Raw genomic sequence first — 18277 nt, 5'->3', positions numbered from 1 at the left:
GCCTCCCTCAATTCCAGATTTAACAATCGCAACGAGAACTTCCTTTTCTTTATCCTTATCTTCAATTCCAAGTTCAAGGGCCCTTTCAAGGTAAGGTATGGCTTCTTCATATCTTGCCAATTCCACTAAGAACATTCCATAAGAATAGTTAATACCAACACTTTTGGGATTTTTACTAATCGCAGTCTTATATACGCTGTCAGCCGTTGCTTTTTCACCCAAATTTTGATAAACCTTGGCAAGCCCATACAAAGCATCTACATTTTCCGGATCAATAGAGAGAGCAGCCTTATAGTATTCAATTGCCTTATTGTAGTCCTTCTTAATTACACTATATATGAATCCAAGGCCTTGGAAACCCCTTGAATCGGTCGAGTCAATTTCTTTTATTTTCCAATAAACTGCCTCCGCTGAATCGACGTACATATAACCTGTATCACTAATTCCCCTAGAAAGGTATGAAGTTCCAATACCAATGTATGCTTTTGCCAGCTCAAGATGCGCAGGAATAAAATTAGGGTTACAACGTAAAGACCTCTTGAAATTTCTTATCGCATCTTCGAACATGTTCTTATTCAGGTAATCTCTGCCAATGGAGAGCCATATCTTCGCAGAATCAACAGGCTCAGCTTCCTGTTGCTCCTGTGCAAAGGTTGTTCCAGCCAAAAGGATCAAACTTAACAATAGCCTCTTCATCACACTACCTCCATTTATTTTGTAATTATAAAGGCTATAAAATATTGCTTCAAACTTTTTCCACAACAGGTATTAAAGTTCCATCTTTTTCCAGATATTCACTCCCGCAACTGCTACAAATTAATTTTTCACCCTTGCTCTCTTTTAAGGTATTTCCACACTTACAAACCCACCCTATCTGTTTAGCTGGAACACCAACGACAAGCGCGTAGTCAGGAACATCCCTCGTAACCACTGCACCCGCACCAACCAAAGCATACCTTCCAATCGTCACGCCGCAAACAATAGTTGCATTGGCGCCAATTGTAGCCCCTTTTTTAACCAAAGTTTTTTTGAACTCATGCTTTCTCTCTATAAAAGCCCTTGGATTTATCACATTGGTGAAAACCATCGATGGACCACAAAAAACGTCGTCCTCAAGTTCTACGCCTTCGTATACACTAACGTTATTTTGAATTTTGCACCTATTACCAATAACTACATTAGGCCCAGCCATAACATTTTGCCCAAGTATACAATTTTTGCCTATTTTGGTGTTTTTCAGAATGTGGCAAAAATGCCATATTTTAGTGCCATCACCAATCTCTACATTTTCATCAACATAACTGGATGGATGAACAAAATATTTCTTTTGTTCTTCCATTATCTCCTCCCCTTTAAATTCAGACTTTCCTGAGCTTTTTCAAGAACTCTTAAAACCCTTAACCCCTCATTTCCATCGGTCCAAGGCCTCTTTCTAAACTCACAACAATGTAAAAAATGCTTAAGTTCTTCCTTCAAAGGTTCAGCCTTTTCTACCTGCACTACGACCCTTTCCGCTTTTTCCGCCACAGGTATTGAATTTTCAAACCTTATTTTGTGAGGATAGAGGAACAGCTTCTCCTCGGTTAGATCGTCAAAAACCGCCATTTGAGTTGACCCAACAACAACCAATTTCTGCTCTTTGAAAGGATGCAACCAGCTTACAAAAACGTGACCCTTTACTCCCTGAGAAAACTCCAAATGAGTGATGGTCACGTCATATATACCTTTCTGCACATAATCTCCACCAAAGGCTTCAACAGAGGATGGTTCCTCGCTTATGAGATATAAAATCACCGAAATATCATGAGGGGCAAAGCTCCATAAAATATTTTCTTCACTCCGTAATTTACCTATGTTCAACCTGTTAGAGTAAATATAGTTAACCCTTCCAAGCATGCCACTATCAATCAACTCTTTCAACTTTAATATGGCAGGATGATACCTCAAAATGTGCCCAACCATCAAAATTCTTCCATTTTTCTCTGCAATTTCGATAAGTTCTTCTGCTTCTTTCGTATTAAGGGAGAGAGGCTTTTCTACAAAGACATCTTTACCTGCGAGAAGTGCTCTTTTGACCAGAGTGTAATGGGTTGAAGCAGGAGTGGCAATACAGACCGCTCTAATTGAGGGCTCTCCCCAGATATCTTCTATTGAGCCACAAAAATTTAGATCTGGATATTGCGCTTTAATTTGAGAGACTCTTTCGGGTGAGCTGTCATACGCACACTTGAGAGCACCAAGCTCTTTGAGATTCCTCAAAATATTCTTACCCCAATAACCTATACCAATTAGAGCAACTTCCATAGGGTAATTATGGAGCGAGAGGGAAGTTTATTCAAAATAAAAAAAGCGGGAGACGGGACTTGAACCCGCGACCCTCACCTTGGCAAGGTGATGTTCTACCACTGAACTACTCCCGCTTGTTATAATATTATAGCATAAGGGAAATGCACAGTCAATAACTCTCAAACTGCATCAGAATTGGAGGCTTATAATTCAAAAACTCTCTGTAGATTGATTCAGAAACGGTATCTTGATTGTAACTACCAGTAAAGCAAGAGAAACAAAAATCTTTCCAATCATCTCCCAACACTTTCTTCAACTTACTCATAGGTAAATACATTACAGAGTCTGCACCAAGAATTTCGGTGAGTTCCTCTAAGGTGTGGGAAGAGGCCAAAAGCACTTCTCTTGTGGGAATATCGATTCCAAAAAAGCATGGTGCAATGATTGGTGGCGAGGCAAAACGAAGATGTACCTCACGAGCTCCATGCTCTCTCAAAAGTTTAACAATTTCCTTTGAAGTAGTACCTCTTACAAGGGAGTCGTCAATTAACGCAACTCTTTTACCCTTTAGAACTTCCTCAATTGGTATCAATTTCATCCTGACTTTTTTGTCTCGATCGTAAGGCTCTATGAAACTTCTTCCAGTATAATGGCTTCGCATAAGGCCAAACTCCAGTGGTTTACCAATTTTAGATGCATATCCCACACTGGCGGGTAAACCAGAGTCTGGAACGGGGACAACGATGTCGATCTCCTCCGTTTCCAGTAAGGCAAGCTCCTTACCGCATTCTCTGCGAAATTTGTAAACATTCTTACCAAAAGTTATGGAATCCGGCCGGGAAAAGTAAATGAGCTCAAATACACACTGTTCCCTTTTATTTGAAGGATAAAGTTGTTTTAGTTCCAGCCTTCCTTCCTTGAAGATACCAAGGCCACCCGGTTTTAGCTCTTTAAAATCGTGGATCCCCGCATGCCTCAGTGCTGGAGTTTCCGAAGCAACCATGAAGTAGTCTTCGCTTTCTCCGTAAACTAGCGGTCTAAACCCCCATGGGTCCCTTAAAAAGTAAATTGCATCATCAATCAAAAAAAGCAGAGAATAAGCACCCTTCACCTTTTTTAAAATATTGAGAAACCTCTCTTCAAGAGGCATCCCATCATTCATCGAAAAAAGGTACAGGAAGATTTCTGAATCTGTGGTTGAATGAAAAACATAACCATGAGACTCAAGCTCACTTCTCAATTCCTTGTAATTGGTCAAAGTTCCATTATGTGCCACAGCAATGAAATGTTCTTTTGAGACGACGTAAAGAGGCTGAATGTTATTAAAATTGTTGGAACTCCCAAACGTTGAATATCGGGTGTGCCCAATTCCTGCATACCCATCCAATCTATTCAAAACATCTATGGTAAAGACCTCCTTAACCTGTCCAAAGCCCCTGTGCGCTTTATGGCCATCTTTTCCGTAGGTAACAATTCCCGCAGATTCCTGGCCTCGATGCTGAAGAGAAAAAAGTGCAAGATATAAAATATCCGCAACATTTTTCCCTTTCTTACTTGAAACCCCAACAATGCCGCAATACTCTCTCATATTAGCTCATCATCCTTTCAATTGAATTTAAGTAAATATCTTTTAATTCTTCCAATTTCCATGATACACTTCCATGAGAAGAGTTTACAACCAATTCCTTTTCAGCAGTAACTATTCCCAATTCCTTATAGGGAATTCCAACTTCTTTGAGTCTTTCCACTATCTCAATTCTTTGGGCTGGATTGCAAGAAATCAGAAAACGGGACTGCCATTCACCAAAGAGGCTATATTCGCTGATCTTTGACATCTCAATTACTGCCCCCTTATCTGCCCATAAAAGCTTTTCAAATAACGCAGTTAAAACTCCGCCTTCTGAAACATCATGAACGCTCCTAACCAAGCCCTCTCTGATGAAGTTCAGGATTGTATTCTGAAGGATTTTTTCAAAATCAAGGTCTAATATATCAAGTTTGCCTCCTACTACCCCATGCAATACTTTCAAATACTCACTTCCACCTACATCTCCTGACTCTTTTCCAATCAAAATCAAAAAATCCCCTGGACTCTTAACAGACATGGTTGTTATCTGAGTAAGATCCTCAATCATTCCTACCATCCCTAATATTGGAGTTGGATAAATACGGAGTTCAGGAGTTTCATTGTAAAAACTTACATTCCCTGATATAATCGGAATATTTAAAGACTTAGCAGACTGATTTAAGCCCTCAACAACCTTTACAAAAGTCCAATAAACCTCAGGATTTTCAGGATTACCAAAGTTTAAACCGTCGGTAATCGCCATCGGGTCAGCACCTACAGAAATAAGATTTCTTGCAGCCTCTGCAACAGCAATTTTTCCTCCCTCATAAGGATCGAGATAACAATACCGGGCGTTTCCGCCCATGGTAACCGCAATGGCAAAAGATTCACCTTTAATCCTAAGAACAGCTGCATCTGCCTTTCCTGGTACAACTACCGTATCGCCCCTCACGGTGTGGTCATACTGTTGGAAAACCCATCTTTTAGACGCAATATTGGGTGAAGAAAGGAGCCTTTTAAAGGCAGATTCAATATCGGAAACTGTATATTCTGAAATGTTTATGGATTTTAGCTTTTCTATATAATCAGGTTTTTTAATTGGCAGATTTCTAATGGGAACACCTCTAACAAGGCCATCAATTGGGATTTCTGCGAGAACTTTCTCACCCCTCTTGACCCGAAAAACTTTCTCTTCAATAACCCTCCCGATGACCTCCGCCTCAAGTCCCCATTTCTTGAAAACCTTAATAAACTTATCTTCACTTCCTTTTTTAATACACAAGAGAAACCTTTCTTGGGTTTCTGAAAGCATTATTTCATAAGGCGTCATTTTTTCGGATTTTACAGGAATTTTCTCTATATGTATCTCCACCCCCACATCTCCACGGGCAGCCATCTCAGCTGGTGTGGTCGAAAGACCACCTGCTCCAAGATCTTGCATTCCTATTAGTTCTTTAAACCGATTGACTTCAAGAAGGGCCTCAATGAGAAGCTTTTCAAGGAACGGGTCACCAATCTGAACACTTGGCCTCTTCTCCTCCCTGGAACCTTCCAAGGTATCAGAGGCAAAAGTCGCGCCATGAATTCCCTCTCTTCCCGTTTTGGAACCTACAAGAAGTAATAAATTGCCAGGGCCCTGAGCAATACCCCTTTTCAGATTTTCCTTCTTCCCAACTCCAACACAACAAGCGTTTACAAGGCAATTTTCCTTATAGGGAGATTCAAAATAAACATCACCCGCAACACATGGAACCCCAATACAATTTCCATAAAAGGAAATGCCACTTACCACGCCTTCGAAAAGGTGCTTCACATGGGGATCATCCAGCTCCCCGAACCTCAGCGAGTCCATAAGTGCAATGGGTCTAACTCCCATGGACAAAATATCTCTTACAATTCCACCAACACCGGTAGCTGCACCATGAAACGGCTCTATAGCCGAGGGGTGATTATGACTCTCGACTTTAAAAGCCAGAATGTATCCATTTTTAAGCTCCACCACTCCCGCATTCTCTCCAGGCCCCTGCAATACGTATTTTCCTGACGTATGAAGCCCCTTAAGGTAAGGCTTTGAAGATTTGTAACTACAGTGTTCTGACCACTGAGTTGAGAAAATTCCGAGCTCCAGGAGATTTGGTTCTCTACCCAAAATTTCCACTATTTTTCCATACTCTTCCTCTGTAAAACCATGTTTCTCTATGATCTCTTTATCCATTTTCGAGATACTCCTTTATTGAAAGGAAAAATTTCAATCCATCTCCAGTCCCAAGAATCTTCTCAGAATTTCTTTCGGGATGAGGCATCATTCCAAAAACGTTTTTCTTTTCATTGGTGATGCCAGCAATATTGAGCAGAGAGCCATTGGGGTTTTCACCTTCATACTTTAAAAAAATGAGATTCTTTTCAACCAGATAGTTTAGTTGATCCTGATGGGCTACAAACCTTCCATCCATGTGAGCAATAGGCAGTACAAGAGCCTCATCCTTTTCAAACTTTTGTGTCAAGGGTAATTCATTATTCACAATCTTAACACTCACATCCTTGCATATGAATTTCAAATTTTTATTCCTTATCAACCCTCCTATTAGAAGCCCAGCTTCGGTTAATATTTGAAACCCATTACAAATACCAAGTACAAGCCCTTTTTCCTTCTCCACGTACTCCCCTATCGCCTCCATAACTGGAGATACCTTTGCCATAGCCCCAGGTCTTAAGTAATCTCCATAAGAAAAGCCACCCGGAAGAACAACAAGGGAAAACTTGTCAACGGAAGTTTCTTCGTGCCAGATATAGTAGGTATCAAATCCCACTAAATCTTTCAAAACATAAAAAGTTTCTGTCTCGCAGTTTGTTCCGGGGAAAACTACGACACCTGCCCTCATTGTTCCTCAATCCTTATCTCAAAATCCTCGATAATTGGATTGGATAATATAGAATTCGCAAGCTTTTCAACTATTTTTTTTACCTCTTCTTTAGTTCCACCACCTGCAGTAAACTCAATTATTTTCCCAACCCTTATATTCTTAATATCACGGTAACTCAGACGCTCAAGCACCCTTTCAAGGGCAATTCCCTGTGGTTCCGGTAAATCCTCTCTCATCCTTACAATCACAGATACTTTAAAATCAGGCATGGGCTTACTCCTCCTTCTTCAATACTCGCACCTTCAACTCCTTAATTCTTTGCTGGGTTGCCTCCACTACCTCAAACTCCAATGGCCCTATAGCAAATTTTTCGCCAACTTCGGGTACCCTTTCAAGGTTTTCAATTATATAACCTCCAAGGGTATTCACCTCTTCGCTTTCAATTTCAACTCCAAGCTTTTCTGAAGCCTCATATAGATCTATCTTTGCATTAACAAGAAAGCTACCGTCTTCCAGCTCTCTTATCAGCACCTCCTCTTTATCAAACTCTTCGTATATCTCTCCGACAATTTCCTCCAGAATATCCTCTAAGGTTACCAGCCCAGCAACGGAGCCAAATTCGTCAACCACTATTGCAATAGAAATATGCTTTTTTTGCATTTCTTTCAAGGTATCAAGGATTTTCTTGGAATAGGGAACATAATGAACGGGTTTCGCAAGGTCAGCTGCCTTCAATGACTCAAGCTCATCAAGATGTTTAAGAAGCTCCTTAATGTAAAGAATGCCAATTACGTTGTCAGTTCTTTCTTTCACCACCGGAAGTTTCGAAAAGCCCCTCTTTTTATAAATTTTCAAAGCGTCCTTCAGTGTCATATCGCTCGTGATATAGACCATATCAATTCGCGGAACCATTATCTCTTCGATCTGCCTCTCACTAAGTTCCAGGATTGATTGTATTAGTTCTATAACACTGTTTTGAAGAATACCATGTATTTTCAACTCTTCAAAGAGTTCAACAAGCTCATCAACTTTAATGTCTTGCCCTCTAATTTTTCTTATTAATTTTTTCAAATAAGATCGCAAGCCCATTTTTTAACTTTTCACCTCCCTCTCTATTCAATCCGATTCCCGATGTCATGATAATTTTAAAAGCTTCATTAAAATCCATATCAAGAAAACAAAGCCTATTTTCTTCAACTAACAGATAAAATCCCGTAGTAGGATTGGGAGTGGTCGGATAAAATACCGTATAGAATTTTTTATCATCTTTCTCTAAAGGTTCATCCCTCGTCACAAAGCCCATCAGAAAGGGTCCGTTATCTGAAATTGCAAACACAACAACCTTACCTGCAGTAATTTTTCGTTCCTGAGAACTGCTTATGAACTTTACCAATTCGCGAGCGGCATTGTAGATAGTGTTTACTACGGGGATTTTGCTCATTACTCTGTTTATAAAATACTCAAGCTCAAAGCCGAAAAAGAGCCGCACTGAAAGCCCCGTTAGATATATCAATACCAAACCCATGATAAGCCCTATTAAGGTTCTAAAAAAGGTAGGTATTTCCCGTATAAAGGGCAATAGTAGGATTAAATTAGCAAAAAAGTTCCCAAAAATAGAAATCAAAAGTGCAAGTATGTAAAGGGTTAAAACCAGTGGACCCAGTACAATAAGGCCAGCTATGAAATCGCTTCTGATATTCTCCTTTTTTATTTTAAATGAATCCTTAACCCTTTCTAAAAATCTACGTGGCAAACTTTACAACCTCCTTAAAATAGAAGCAGCTACAATAATGCCTGAGGCCGCTGCCTGTGAAAGCCCCCTTGTTATTCCAGCGCCATCGCCTGCGACAAATAAATTCTGGATCCCCTCTATCTCAAAATCCTTTGTTACCTTTACCCTTGCCGAGTAGAATTTGACCTCAACCCCATAAATTAGATTACCATCATCAGCCATCCCTGGAACAAGCTTATCCAACTGATCCAGCATTTCCTTTATGTTAGACAAGTAGCGATAAGGCAAAGCAAAACTTAAATCACCAGGAACAGCCCCAAGATAGGTGGGCTTCACAATACTCCTCTTTATTCTATTTTCTGTGGAGCGCCTTCCCAATTTTAGATCTCCATATCTTTGAATTATTATACTCCCCGTTAGAAGATTGGCAAGCCGGGCAATGGACTTTCCATAGCTCACCGGGTCATTAAAGGGTTGAGTAAATTTTGTAGAAACGAGGATGGCTAAATTTGTGTTGTTTGAAACAGGATAAGTGTAGCTATGGCCGTTTACCGTAACAACATCTTCGGTCATTTCAGGCACCACAACACCGTAAGGGTTCACGCAGAAGGTCCTCACTTTATCGTCAAAACTTTTAGAATAATAGATAATTTTGGGCTCATAAAAAACTTCTGTGAGCTTCTTCAAAACCTCTGCAGGAACTTCGATCCTCACTCCGATGTCCACTGGATTTGTATCTGTCTTAATGCCATATTTCTTTGACATTTTAAAAAGCCACTCCGCACCTGAACGGCCCGGAGCCAGAATTACGAATTTTCCAAAATATTCACCTTTATTCGTCTTAACACCTTCAACAGACGAATTTTTTATGATTAAATCCTCAGCCGGCTCATTTACGTGAAGCTCTATCTTCGCACTTTCGATAGCTTCTCTGATCGCCCTTAATACGAGATAACCTTTATCAGTTCCCATATGGAGCACTTTAGATTTTACTATTTCAAGGCCATATCTCTGAGCCTCATAATAAACTCTATCAACCTCTTCAGAGTCAAGGCCGTAAATTCTCTGGGGTGCGCCAAATTCCATTAATTTTTCTACTACCTTTTGAAATAACCTGTCAAGCTCTTCCTGGTCAAGAAAATCTTTTAAATTACCTCCCACTTCAGCAGTTAACGTAACTTTCCCATCAGAAAAAGCGCCAGCACCACCAAATCCAGAGGTAATTGAACAACTTTTACATTTAACACAGGGGATCTGTTTTTCGAGAGCAGGACATTTCCGTTTCAAAAGGTCATCGCCTTTCTCAAGAATTAAAACTTTCAATCCACTTTTAGCAAGTTCGAGAGCCGAAAAAGTCCCAGCAGGACCACTCCCGACAATAATTACATCGTAAAATTTACCTGTCAATTTCCTTTAATTTCCTTTAATCTTTGTGCCAGATTACTCTTAAAAATTTATCACTTTCAGAGAATATAAACTCAATTTCTCCCTGATATGCTTTATTAACAGCCTTTCCGATCCTCACAGCCAAACCTTCGGTAGTGGTGCTTATCTCAAATCTATCATCAAATTTTTCTATTTTCATAACTCTTGCAAGAGGATTACTCACCGATTCCTTCTCAACCTCATGCTTAATAAGATTTTGTATCTCAGCAATCCTCCTTTCATCATTAACAACTTCACCTTTTATTATAAAAACACCAAGGGGATAATTGTCTTTAACTTTTCTACATGCCGGACAATCTTTATATTCCACCTCTTTGGTACTTTTCATTTTCTTAGCCAACTCATCGTCTCGCTTCCATGTTTTATTGTGATAAACGAGTCCACAGGTGGGGCATATGGTAGGGTCTTTGTAAATATTCTTGTCCATGTATGGATCCTGTATTTTTACATCCAGTATCTTATCTTTCCTGTTCATAGAGCCTCCTCCGTGCTAAAATATATTTTAAATTCACACCCACTTAAAGTCAAACAATTAGCATTCCAGTCAAAAGCTATCCAGAGGTCTTATTCCCAAAAATTCCAGTTATCCAGAGGAAACTCATTTAGGCGAAGAGCACTACAAACCTAAAACCCACTTCCTGTTTGTTAAAACTACTATTTTCCAGTATAATTTTAACTGGCTGGAGAGGTGGCCGAGCGGCTGAAGGCGGCGGCTTGCTAAGCCGTTGTACCCCGTTGAGGGGTACCGTGGGTTCGAATCCCACCCTCTCCGGTTAAAGTTTAATTAAAAAGAATGAAATATCTTAATACAATTTTAGAAGCGATAGGCAAAACTCCGCTCGTTAAACTGAATAAAGTCGTACCGGATAACGGCCAGAATAAACTCCTTCTTGCGAAAGTAGAATTTATGAATCCAGGCGGAAGTATAAAAGATCGCATGGCTATCTATGCTGTAGAACGCGCTATTGAACGAGGAGATTTAAAACCTGGAGGAACCATTATTGAAGCCACATCAGGGAATACGGGCGTTGCCCTCGCAATGTATGGTGCGATAAAAGGCTTTAGGGTAATTCTGACTGTCACGGAGAAGGTTTCCAGGGAAAAGATAGACCATCTAAGAGCCTTCGGCGCTGAGGTCATAATATGCCCAGGAAGCGCAAAACACGGTTCACCGGAAAGCAGAAATGCAGTGGCAGAAAAACTTGCTATGACAACCCCAAATTCCTTTTACGTCAACCAGCACGATAACGAGGATAACTGGAAAGCCCACTACTTTTCTACTGCTCAAGAAATATGGGAAGATACAGAGGGAAAGATCACCCATTTTGTTGCGGGGATTGGTACTGGGGGGACCTTTACAGGAGTTGCCAAATTTCTTAAGGAGAAAAATCCGGTCATAAAATGTATTGCTGTGGATCCCGTTGGCTCTATATTCTACCACTATTTTAAAGAAAAGATTCTTGTAGAACCACAGGAATATGAACTGGAAGGGCTTGGCGATGACGCTTTGATTAAAAACGTTGACTTTTCAGTAATAGACGATATGTATCAAATTACGGACAAGGACGCCTTTCTTATGGCAAGAAGGCTGGCAAGAGAAGAAGGGTTATTTGTTGGAGGATCTTCAGGAGCTAACGTTTGGGCTGCTTTGAAAGTTTACGAATCCGCTCCACCAGGGTCGGTAATTGTGACTATCTTACCAGACTCGGGTTATAAATACCTCTCTAAATTTTACAACGACGAGTGGATGAGATCTAAAAATTTTCTATGATTCCATTCCTCAAATTTAATTCACAAGGAAACGACTTTGTTTTTATTGACGAATTCTTTACATCAGGAATAGACCTTAATAATTTTGCACGACGAGTACTTAATAGACATTTTGGTGTGGGTGGCGATACACTTGTAATTTTTAATGACAAAACACAAAAACTTAGATTCTTCAATGCCGATGGTTCCGAGGCAGAAATATGTATCAATTCCCTACTTTCCTATGGCCTTTATCTTAAAAAATTCAAAAAAGAAAAGGGCACAGTAAAGATTACCACTATCTCTGGGGAGAAATACATTGAAATTGAAGAACAACAAGTCACCGTAATGATTGAAAAAGTGGATTTTGAGTTTCGGAAACTTGAAATAGACATAGAATCTGCAAGAATTAAAGGTTATTTCACTCAGTCTGCTGGAAACCCACATTTTGTAATATTAGAAGACATTCCCTTTGATCTTGCACCCAAAATAGAAACTAATGAGGTATTTCCAAGTAGAACAAATGTTAACTTCTTGAAAGTTACCCCCGAAGGCATTTTTTACCGCGTGTGGGAGAGGGGTGTGGGTGAGACCTTATCCTGTGCCTCTGGGGTTCTTTCATCCTTCGGAATTTTAAGAAAATTAAAGCTCGTAAATTCTCACGCCCTTTTCATTTCAAAAGGTGGTAAGGTGAGCATAAAGGAGGAAGACAACCGCTTTTACCTGAGTGGGAATCCTTCCTTTGTTTTTTATGGATATCTTAATGCCACTTCTTTCTTGTAAATAAAAGGTACCCTCTCAAAAACGAAGTTATCAAAGTAACACCTCCAAGCCCTACCAATGCATATTTCCAGCTACGAGTTAATAAGTAGAGCAAAAGTCCCAAAAAGACTCCAAAAAGGTCGAAAACTCTAATCAGACCTTCCGGAGTAAAATCTTTCAATTTCACTAAAAACCTCCTCGGGTTTAATTTCTTTCATGCATCTAAAGTGCTCCATGGGGCATTTATCAAGACCATGGAGACTGCAAGGTCTACAGGGTAGTTTCTTTTCAAAAAGTTTTATAAAGCCCTCACCGGCTGGTCTGAACCCAAATTCAGGTATAGTAGGGCCAAAGATAACAAAAAGCGGTGTACCGACGGCCGCAGCCATATGGGCAGGACCTGTATCATTGGAAACAACAAAGCTGGCATTCTTTAGTATGTAAAGAAGTTCCCTTAAAGTGGTGTTGCTTTGCAAATTGATGAATCCTGTGGGGACGAGATCTATTAGCCTTTCTTTGCCTATGACAACGACCGACAATCCCAGCTTTTCTACAATTTTTTTCCCAAGCTCCAAATAATACTCGAGAGGCCACCTTTTTGTCCATTTACTCGCACCAGGAACAAGAACCGCATACTTGTTGGGCAAATCAAATTCCGGCTTTTTGGTAAAAATCAACTTAGGTTTTGGAACTACATCAACGGATATATATTTTTCAACCGACTTTACAAAGAGTTCATAAAGCGGTGTCTCCCTGATATCTCTCTTGAACAAAACAGCCATTCTACGCTCCCAGGAGTTTTTTCTCACCCTTATAATGTGCTTAGCCCTGCTGAGCAAACTTAAAAGAAAGGGGTAAATTTTTCTATGGGCATCAACAACAAGGTCATATTCTTCTTCTCTTATGGACTTTAAACCCTTAAATTTACCCTTTAAGGTTCTATTAATTACAATGAGCTTCTCAATTCGATTGTCTTCTTCGTACAGGTCTGCAAACTCTTCGTAAAGGACAAGGTGGATTCTTTTGCCTTTCCTATAAAGAAATTCCACAAGAGAAGAGAGAATAACCAGATCTCCAAGAGAAGAAAGCCTTATAACGAGAACCTTATTTATCTCTTCTTGCATATTTAACCCCAATTTTGGGACAGTATTCTTGAATAGGACATCCACTACACTTTGGAAATATAGGTCTACAAATCGTTTGACCAAACGCAACGAGTAAATCATTGTACTTCCCATGCCATTTTTTCGGCAGAATTTTCTGAAGTTCCTTTTCGGTCTCCTCCGGTGTTTTAGTCCTGACAATCCCCAACCTGTTGGATATTCGGTGAACATGAGTATCAACCGCTATCACCTGCTTGCCAAAGGATCTGGAAAGCACAATATTGGCTACTTTTCTACCAACACCCGGTAATTTTAGAAGCTCTTCCATTGTATCTGGTACCTTGGAATTGTAATCCTTTACAAGGATTTCTGCCAATTTTCTCAAGTTCTTAGCTTTTGTTTTGTAAAACCCACAGGGATAGATAAGTTTTTCTATTTCTTCCACTGGTAATTTTGCTAAGTCTTCGGGACTTCCAATCTTTTTAAAAAGCTTTTCGACAGCTTCCGCTGTCACTTCGTCCTTCGTTCTTGTGCTTATCACAGAACCAACAAGGACTTTAAAAGGATCGGTGGTCTTTTTCTTTAATTTTTTTACCGGAGCTTCCCATTTTTGGTGCTCTTTGTATAAGATTTCAAGGATTTTGTTTAGATGTTCTTTATTCAATTTAAGAAAAATTACTTTTAGGGGCGACACCCCGAAGGGGTGTCGCCCCTTTCAATCATTGGCCGTCTCTATCTATCTCCTCAACATACATATTACTCAATAAAGTTGGATTTCCAGCACCGTCAGTACCACTATTTTCTGGCAAGCTTTCTGGCCCATTCCAGTGATCACCACCAGCTACAACAGCCACAACTCTTATCTTTGCATAGGGCACTACCCTGTTTTGACCAAGGTTATATAACACATCATATGGAATCTTTACTTCCATAAACCTTGTCTTACCTGTAGGATCGGAAGTATCCGGCACATCCGTTATAGAATAATCGGATGCAGGAATTTCTTGTGTAGCTGTAGAAGATATAATATGTCTTAGATAGGGCCCATAAGGAGTTGCAGATGCCCACTTGGCAATTATAAATTCTGCCGGTGTAGAATCCGTAAACTGGAAATTTCTCGGGAACCAGTCAATGGAGTCTCCATCAAGGGTTCCATCCGTAGGATCGCTGTTATTTACATTGATATAAATTATAACCGCGTTATCTCTCGCAGCATAATGAAGACCTAAATAAAGATTCTCCGCATCATGCCCAACGTAAAGGGCACCGAGGTCACCAGAGAGACCCCAAGGGCTGTCTCCAAGGGTATCCATAACAGCCACCGATGGCCAGTCACTTAAATCTCCATCCACCGTTATACTAACGAAAGGACCATCTGCAAAGGCATACTCACCTATAGTCGCAGGATTTAAGACTACGGTGTCGGCATTAACAGAATTCCATCCTGAAATTGTGACGATGAGTGACTCGGGGTCGTAACCAGTAGCCTGGAAAAAGAGCTTGTATGTTCCATCATCAAGGTTATTTACCTCATAACTACCATCCAGCGTATCACTTTTAACCATCGCAACCTGCAAAGTATCCCTATAAACCCGAACCGTCGCTTCTGGATAAGGAGGCACTGTATCATCCGCAAAGGCTACAACGCCATAAATTCTGCCCTGAGGAGTAGAAACCAAAGAGATCTGGTATCTTAAAGTTTTCTCATTAAATTCAAATTTCCAGTAACCTGCCTGTCTTAAAGGACCAGCCGTTATATGATCACCAAGTCCGTTACAATTAGGCTCAGCATAACCAGAAAGCCCAGTATCGGCACCCTGGGTCCCAAAGGCATAGTTCCAATCTCTATTGGCTACGAACTTGAATCTGATACTGTCCTGAGGAGCATTGAAATAAACAATTTTCTCCCACTGGTAATCGGCTACCAGTGTCATTTTAGTATTATCAAAGTCGTTCAGGTTCCATCCCTGAAAATCCCCAACCACCTGCATAGAATTGTACTGCGTTCTATAAGCCTGCCCGGGAGGATTCACCAAGGGTTCACCTTCCTCCCTTGCGCAGGAAAAGAGAAAAAACAAAATCACTAAAGGCAAAAGCCTCTTCATAAATACCTCCTTAAATTTTTCCAACTTTTTAAAATACCTCCACAAAATTGGCATTAAAAAACTCCCATCAAATTCTTTCCAGCAAAGGATAATATCTTACGAGGTGATAAAGTCCTATCACAAAAAATAGGATGTATTCAGAGCCCGACCGCATTCTGTACGCAAAGACAAATCCTCCGGCAGGAATTACTATAGCGGGCAATAGAGAAATAATTTGGACGAATAAAGTACTTTTCGAACTCTTCATAATACTGATGAATCTTAGAAAGTACCTTGTCATAATGACCATAACCGCACTACCTATCAGTAAAGTAATTCTCAAAAAAGTAAAATGAACATTCTCTTCCACGCCACCCTTAAAATTTATGAGCGAGTAAATCAACAACACAACCTGAAGAAGAAAAGCAAAAACAGCTACAATCCTTATCACCGTCTTTTTCATTCTACTCTCAAAAGAGAATTTATATAGGGCCCAGATTGAACCGTCTCAGGATTGGAAGGGTCGAGATACCAGCTGGTTCCATTCACGACATACTTGTACTGATAAGTTCCCGGTTTCAGCGGAACCACTATAGTCCAAATTCCATCACCCCCTTTCTTATCACCGTTTGTGCCATCATCATACATCCTGCCGATGTTTGGATTAAAAGGGCCATCCTGAGTTCCGCACCAGCGGTTGAAGTCACCAGCCAGATTGACATACATAGCAGAGGGAGCATAAAATTGGAAAACAACCCCTTCAGGAGTTCTATATGGTGCAGGTACTCTCGGCTTAATTTGACTCAGAACCACACAACCACTTGCAAGCAAAATAAATGCTAAAAGGCTATTTTTAACCATAACTGAATACCCCTTTCCTTTGACAAAGAAGTTTCCGCAAGGTCTAAGAAAGTACCAAGTCCCCTAAAATTGTTGACAAGCAAAGAGTAATCAACTCCTTGCTCTATCAAATATTCTCTCCTCGCAAAATACTCATCTTCAAGATTCCATGGCAAATAACCATAATTCAGAGACACCATGGCACTTTTACTTATTGGATAGGCAATTTCAGCAAAGTGGTCAACATAGGTATTTTCAAGTCCAAAAAGGGAACTCTTTACAGTGTAGGTTCTTAGCTCATAGGTCAATATCGGCTTCCAGATCTTCAAATCAATGTGGAAAAGATTTTCCAAGGTGTAAGGTTTCTGGTTAATAGCGTACGCATTCCACTTTAATTCATACCTTAGACCAAGGTTTTTAAATCTCCACTTTACATAGGGGTTCAAAGTGAGATAATGAGGATAGGAAATTAGCGGAAATTCACCATAATCGAGTCTCTGATTTTCCAGGTCTTCAAAAAGGTACTTCCAATTCATAAAGGAATCGGTTTTCAAAATAGTATATCTGAAATTAAAGCCCAAATACCCATTGTAAGAATTGCTATAACCAAAACGCCAGTACTTAAAAAGCTGGCTCCCACCTCTCACAAAGAGTTTATCATAATAATGTTTTTCATAATTAACCCATGCGGAATTTATCCATTTGCCCGTAAATCCCTTAATAGAGAATAAACCTTTTATAATCTTGGACTTCTGCCAGCTCAAATGAACGGGATATGGTGTATCTCCAGAATACTTTTCACCAGCGTTAAGTACCCTGTTCCCAATTAATCCACCCGCAGTGAGCAGAAATCTCTTCGCATCAAAAGTCAAATACCCGCCATAAAGATTTTCGTTTTCATAGGTATTGAAATACAGTAGTGTATCATTAGATTTTAGGCTATCGGGAGAAGGAACCCTGTAAAGCTTTTCCAGTCCTCTCTGGCCACGATAGACTATCCCAAGATTCAACTTACCCAAATTCTTGCCTATATTTGAATAAAATAGGTCTCTATCCTGAAGAATGTTATTGGAATAAGCAAGATACGTATTATCAAAGATGAGAAATTTGTTTAAATTTAAAACGACGCCCTGCTCTCCATCGCCAAAGTCACGGCGAAACTCTCCTACCTCTCTCAGCAAAGAAAATGGATCAGGGCCAGCAATCTTGTGCGCGTTATAAAAGGCATAAAAGTTGAAAGTTCCACCTTTCAAAGTGAAAAATCCTCGTTCAAACTTCAATGGAATCAATTGGGTCTGCTGCTCCCGATCGGTGTTTGTGTTATACCTTATCCTCACCCATAGATCGGCTTTATCTTCCAGGTTTGCATCCAGATCAATTTTAACATCCTGCATGTAATCAAAAACTCTATAGCCTGCCTTGCCTCCCTCAATTGAATCTTTATCTGCTTTTAAGTAGCCACGAGCATCGATATTAAAGTTTACAATTGAGCTAACAGGTGTATTAGTTGCCATTTCAGGAGGTAATACAGCATAATTTTCTCCAACACGCACGAGAGAATTGCCATAAACCCCAACAGTAACAGGGTTATCTGGGTCTGCAGTCCATTGACCATCTACAACAAACTTGTATTCATACTTACCTGGTGCCAGCTTCACAACAATCCAGAAAGTACCATCACTTTCTCTCCTCATAGGATGGGAAGTGGTAGACCAGTTATTGAAATCACCAGCTAAGTACACGGCTTTTGCCTGGGGATTGTAATATTCAAACTTTACCCCTTGAGGGGTTGAACTGACTCCTTGAAAAATAAGGGAAAGGATTATAAAGTTTTGCATATTAAC

At 40.1% G+C, this 18277-nt stretch carries 19 protein-coding genes and 2 tRNA genes; 3 read left to right on the top strand and 18 right to left on the bottom strand.

Annotated elements, in window-relative coordinates; translation table 11 throughout:
* From QMD82_03330 to QMD82_03275, 12 genes are all read right to left on the bottom strand, one after another.
* Positions 1 to 696: tetratricopeptide repeat protein (locus QMD82_03330; protein ID MDI6850953.1), on the bottom strand; the 696-nt coding region annotated here is incomplete at its 3' end.
* A 49-nt stretch (positions 697 to 745) separates the two neighbouring features.
* Positions 746 to 1339 carry an acyltransferase gene (locus QMD82_03325; protein ID MDI6850952.1) on the bottom strand — a complete coding sequence of 198 codons (594 nt, stop codon included), beginning with the start codon at positions 1337 to 1339 and terminating at the stop codon, positions 746 to 748.
* Positions 1339 to 2304: a Gfo/Idh/MocA family oxidoreductase gene (locus QMD82_03320; protein ID MDI6850951.1), complete on the bottom strand. Its 966-nt coding sequence runs from the start codon at positions 2302 to 2304 to the stop codon at positions 1339 to 1341. Before QMD82_03320 ends, QMD82_03325 begins: the two co-directional genes overlap by 1 nt.
* 44 nt (positions 2305 to 2348) lie before the next feature.
* Positions 2349 to 2420 (bottom strand) — tRNA-Gly (locus QMD82_03315).
* A gap of 35 nt (positions 2421 to 2455) precedes the next feature.
* On the bottom strand, positions 2456 to 3874 hold the full coding sequence (gene purF / locus QMD82_03310; protein ID MDI6850950.1) for an amidophosphoribosyltransferase: 1419 nt from the start codon (positions 3872 to 3874) through the stop codon (positions 2456 to 2458).
* A gap of 1 nt (position 3875) precedes the next feature.
* The gene (gene purL, locus QMD82_03305; protein MDI6850949.1) at positions 3876 to 6068 is read right to left on the bottom strand and encodes a phosphoribosylformylglycinamidine synthase subunit PurL; all 2193 of its coding nucleotides are present in this window, start codon (positions 6066 to 6068) and stop codon (positions 3876 to 3878) included.
* Complete coding sequence (gene purQ / locus QMD82_03300; GenBank protein MDI6850948.1) at positions 6061 to 6735, bottom strand: phosphoribosylformylglycinamidine synthase subunit PurQ; 675 nt, start codon at positions 6733 to 6735, stop codon at positions 6061 to 6063. Before purQ ends, purL begins: the two co-directional genes overlap by 8 nt.
* Positions 6732 to 6986 (bottom strand): phosphoribosylformylglycinamidine synthase subunit PurS, encoded by a 255-nt coding sequence (purS, locus tag QMD82_03295; GenBank protein MDI6850947.1) that lies wholly within the window; start codon positions 6984 to 6986, stop codon positions 6732 to 6734. The genes purQ and purS overlap by 4 nt, the downstream gene beginning before the upstream one ends.
* 4 nt (positions 6987 to 6990) lie before the next feature.
* Entirely contained in the window at positions 6991 to 7806 is an 816-nt protein-coding gene (locus QMD82_03290; protein MDI6850946.1) for a hemolysin family protein, read from the bottom strand.
* Positions 7763 to 8470 (bottom strand): DUF502 domain-containing protein, encoded by a 708-nt coding sequence (locus QMD82_03285; protein ID MDI6850945.1) that lies wholly within the window; start codon positions 8468 to 8470, stop codon positions 7763 to 7765. The genes QMD82_03290 and QMD82_03285 overlap by 44 nt, the downstream gene beginning before the upstream one ends.
* A 3-nt stretch (positions 8471 to 8473) precedes the next feature.
* The gene (locus tag QMD82_03280; GenBank protein ID MDI6850944.1) at positions 8474 to 9856 is read right to left on the bottom strand and encodes an FAD-dependent oxidoreductase; all 1383 of its coding nucleotides are present in this window, start codon (positions 9854 to 9856) and stop codon (positions 8474 to 8476) included.
* A 16-nt stretch (positions 9857 to 9872) separates the two neighbouring features.
* A complete protein-coding gene (locus tag QMD82_03275; protein ID MDI6850943.1) occupies positions 9873 to 10370 on the bottom strand; it encodes a BCAM0308 family protein in 498 nt (165 codons plus the stop codon).
* A gap of 207 nt (positions 10371 to 10577) precedes the next feature.
* On the opposite strand from QMD82_03275, the gene QMD82_03270 reads away from it, so the two are divergent.
* The 3 genes from QMD82_03270 to dapF all read left to right on the top strand — a co-directional run bounded on the left by QMD82_03270 (position 10578) and on the right by dapF (position 12427).
* A tRNA-Ser gene (locus tag QMD82_03270) sits at positions 10578 to 10667 on the top strand.
* A gap of 21 nt (positions 10668 to 10688) precedes the next feature.
* The gene (locus tag QMD82_03265) at positions 10689 to 11666 is read left to right on the top strand and encodes a cysteine synthase family protein (GenBank protein MDI6850942.1); all 978 of its coding nucleotides are present in this window, start codon (positions 10689 to 10691) and stop codon (positions 11664 to 11666) included.
* Positions 11663 to 12427 (top strand): diaminopimelate epimerase, encoded by a 765-nt coding sequence (gene dapF, locus QMD82_03260; GenBank protein MDI6850941.1) that lies wholly within the window; start codon positions 11663 to 11665, stop codon positions 12425 to 12427. The genes QMD82_03265 and dapF overlap by 4 nt, the downstream gene beginning before the upstream one ends.
* Positions 12428 to 12555: 128 nt before the next feature.
* Here dapF and QMD82_03255 read toward each other — a convergent pair whose 3' ends face one another.
* The 6 genes from QMD82_03255 to QMD82_03230 all read right to left on the bottom strand — a co-directional run bounded on the left by QMD82_03255 (position 12556) and on the right by QMD82_03230 (position 18271).
* Positions 12556 to 13530: a glycosyltransferase family 9 protein gene (locus tag QMD82_03255; GenBank protein ID MDI6850940.1), complete on the bottom strand. Its 975-nt coding sequence runs from the start codon at positions 13528 to 13530 to the stop codon at positions 12556 to 12558.
* Complete coding sequence (gene nth / locus QMD82_03250; GenBank protein ID MDI6850939.1) at positions 13511 to 14203, bottom strand: endonuclease III; 693 nt, start codon at positions 14201 to 14203, stop codon at positions 13511 to 13513. The genes QMD82_03255 and nth overlap by 20 nt, the downstream gene beginning before the upstream one ends.
* A gap of 25 nt (positions 14204 to 14228) precedes the next feature.
* A complete protein-coding gene (locus QMD82_03245; protein ID MDI6850938.1) occupies positions 14229 to 15614 on the bottom strand; it encodes a hypothetical protein in 1386 nt (461 codons plus the stop codon).
* A gap of 67 nt (positions 15615 to 15681) precedes the next feature.
* Positions 15682 to 16056 (bottom strand): hypothetical protein, encoded by a 375-nt coding sequence (locus QMD82_03240; protein MDI6850937.1) that lies wholly within the window; start codon positions 16054 to 16056, stop codon positions 15682 to 15684.
* On the bottom strand, positions 16053 to 16454 hold the full coding sequence (locus tag QMD82_03235) for a hypothetical protein (protein ID MDI6850936.1): 402 nt from the start codon (positions 16452 to 16454) through the stop codon (positions 16053 to 16055). The genes QMD82_03240 and QMD82_03235 overlap by 4 nt, the downstream gene beginning before the upstream one ends.
* A complete protein-coding gene (locus tag QMD82_03230; GenBank protein ID MDI6850935.1) occupies positions 16433 to 18271 on the bottom strand; it encodes a glycogen-binding domain-containing protein in 1839 nt (612 codons plus the stop codon). The genes QMD82_03235 and QMD82_03230 overlap by 22 nt, the downstream gene beginning before the upstream one ends.
* Between the last annotated feature and the right edge of the window lie 6 nt (positions 18272 to 18277).

It is taken from the genome of bacterium (assembly GCA_030019025.1).
Classification (GTDB): Bacteria; Hydrothermota; Hydrothermia; order UBA1063; family UBA1063; genus UBA1063.
The sequence above is the reverse complement of the archived record's forward strand: the minus strand, read 5'-3'. Positions and strand labels throughout refer to the sequence as shown.

Bases quoted from the DNA above. Each gene is read 5' to 3' on its own strand.
- QMD82_03325 (MDI6850952.1), bottom strand. From the start codon at position 1,339: ATGGAAGAACAAAAGAAATATTTTGTTCATCCATCCAGTTATGTTGAT.
- QMD82_03320 (MDI6850951.1), bottom strand. From the start codon at position 2,304: ATGGAAGTTGCTCTAATTGGTATAGGTTATTGGGGTAAGAATATTTTG.
- purF (MDI6850950.1), bottom strand. From the start codon at position 3,874: ATGAGAGAGTATTGCGGCATTGTTGGGGTTTCAAGTAAGAAAGGGAAA.
- purL (MDI6850949.1), bottom strand. From the start codon at position 6,068: ATGGATAAAGAGATCATAGAGAAACATGGTTTTACAGAGGAAGAGTAT.
- purQ (MDI6850948.1), bottom strand. From the start codon at position 6,735: ATGAGGGCAGGTGTCGTAGTTTTCCCCGGAACAAACTGCGAGACAGAA.
- purS (MDI6850947.1), bottom strand. From the start codon at position 6,986: ATGCCTGATTTTAAAGTATCTGTGATTGTAAGGATGAGAGAGGATTTA.
- QMD82_03290 (MDI6850946.1), bottom strand. From the start codon at position 7,806: ATGGGCTTGCGATCTTATTTGAAAAAATTAATAAGAAAAATTAGAGGG.
- QMD82_03275 (MDI6850943.1), bottom strand. From the start codon at position 10,370: ATGAACAGGAAAGATAAGATACTGGATGTAAAAATACAGGATCCATAC.
- QMD82_03265 (MDI6850942.1), top strand. From the start codon at position 10,689: ATGAAATATCTTAATACAATTTTAGAAGCGATAGGCAAAACTCCGCTC.
- dapF (MDI6850941.1), top strand. From the start codon at position 11,663: ATGATTCCATTCCTCAAATTTAATTCACAAGGAAACGACTTTGTTTTT.
- QMD82_03255 (MDI6850940.1), bottom strand. From the start codon at position 13,530: ATGCAAGAAGAGATAAATAAGGTTCTCGTTATAAGGCTTTCTTCTCTT.
- QMD82_03245 (MDI6850938.1), bottom strand. From the start codon at position 15,614: ATGAAGAGGCTTTTGCCTTTAGTGATTTTGTTTTTTCTCTTTTCCTGC.
- QMD82_03240 (MDI6850937.1), bottom strand. From the start codon at position 16,056: ATGAAAAAGACGGTGATAAGGATTGTAGCTGTTTTTGCTTTTCTTCTT.
- QMD82_03235 (MDI6850936.1), bottom strand. From the start codon at position 16,454: ATGGTTAAAAATAGCCTTTTAGCATTTATTTTGCTTGCAAGTGGTTGT.
- QMD82_03230 (MDI6850935.1), bottom strand. From the start codon at position 18,271: ATGCAAAACTTTATAATCCTTTCCCTTATTTTTCAAGGAGTCAGTTCA.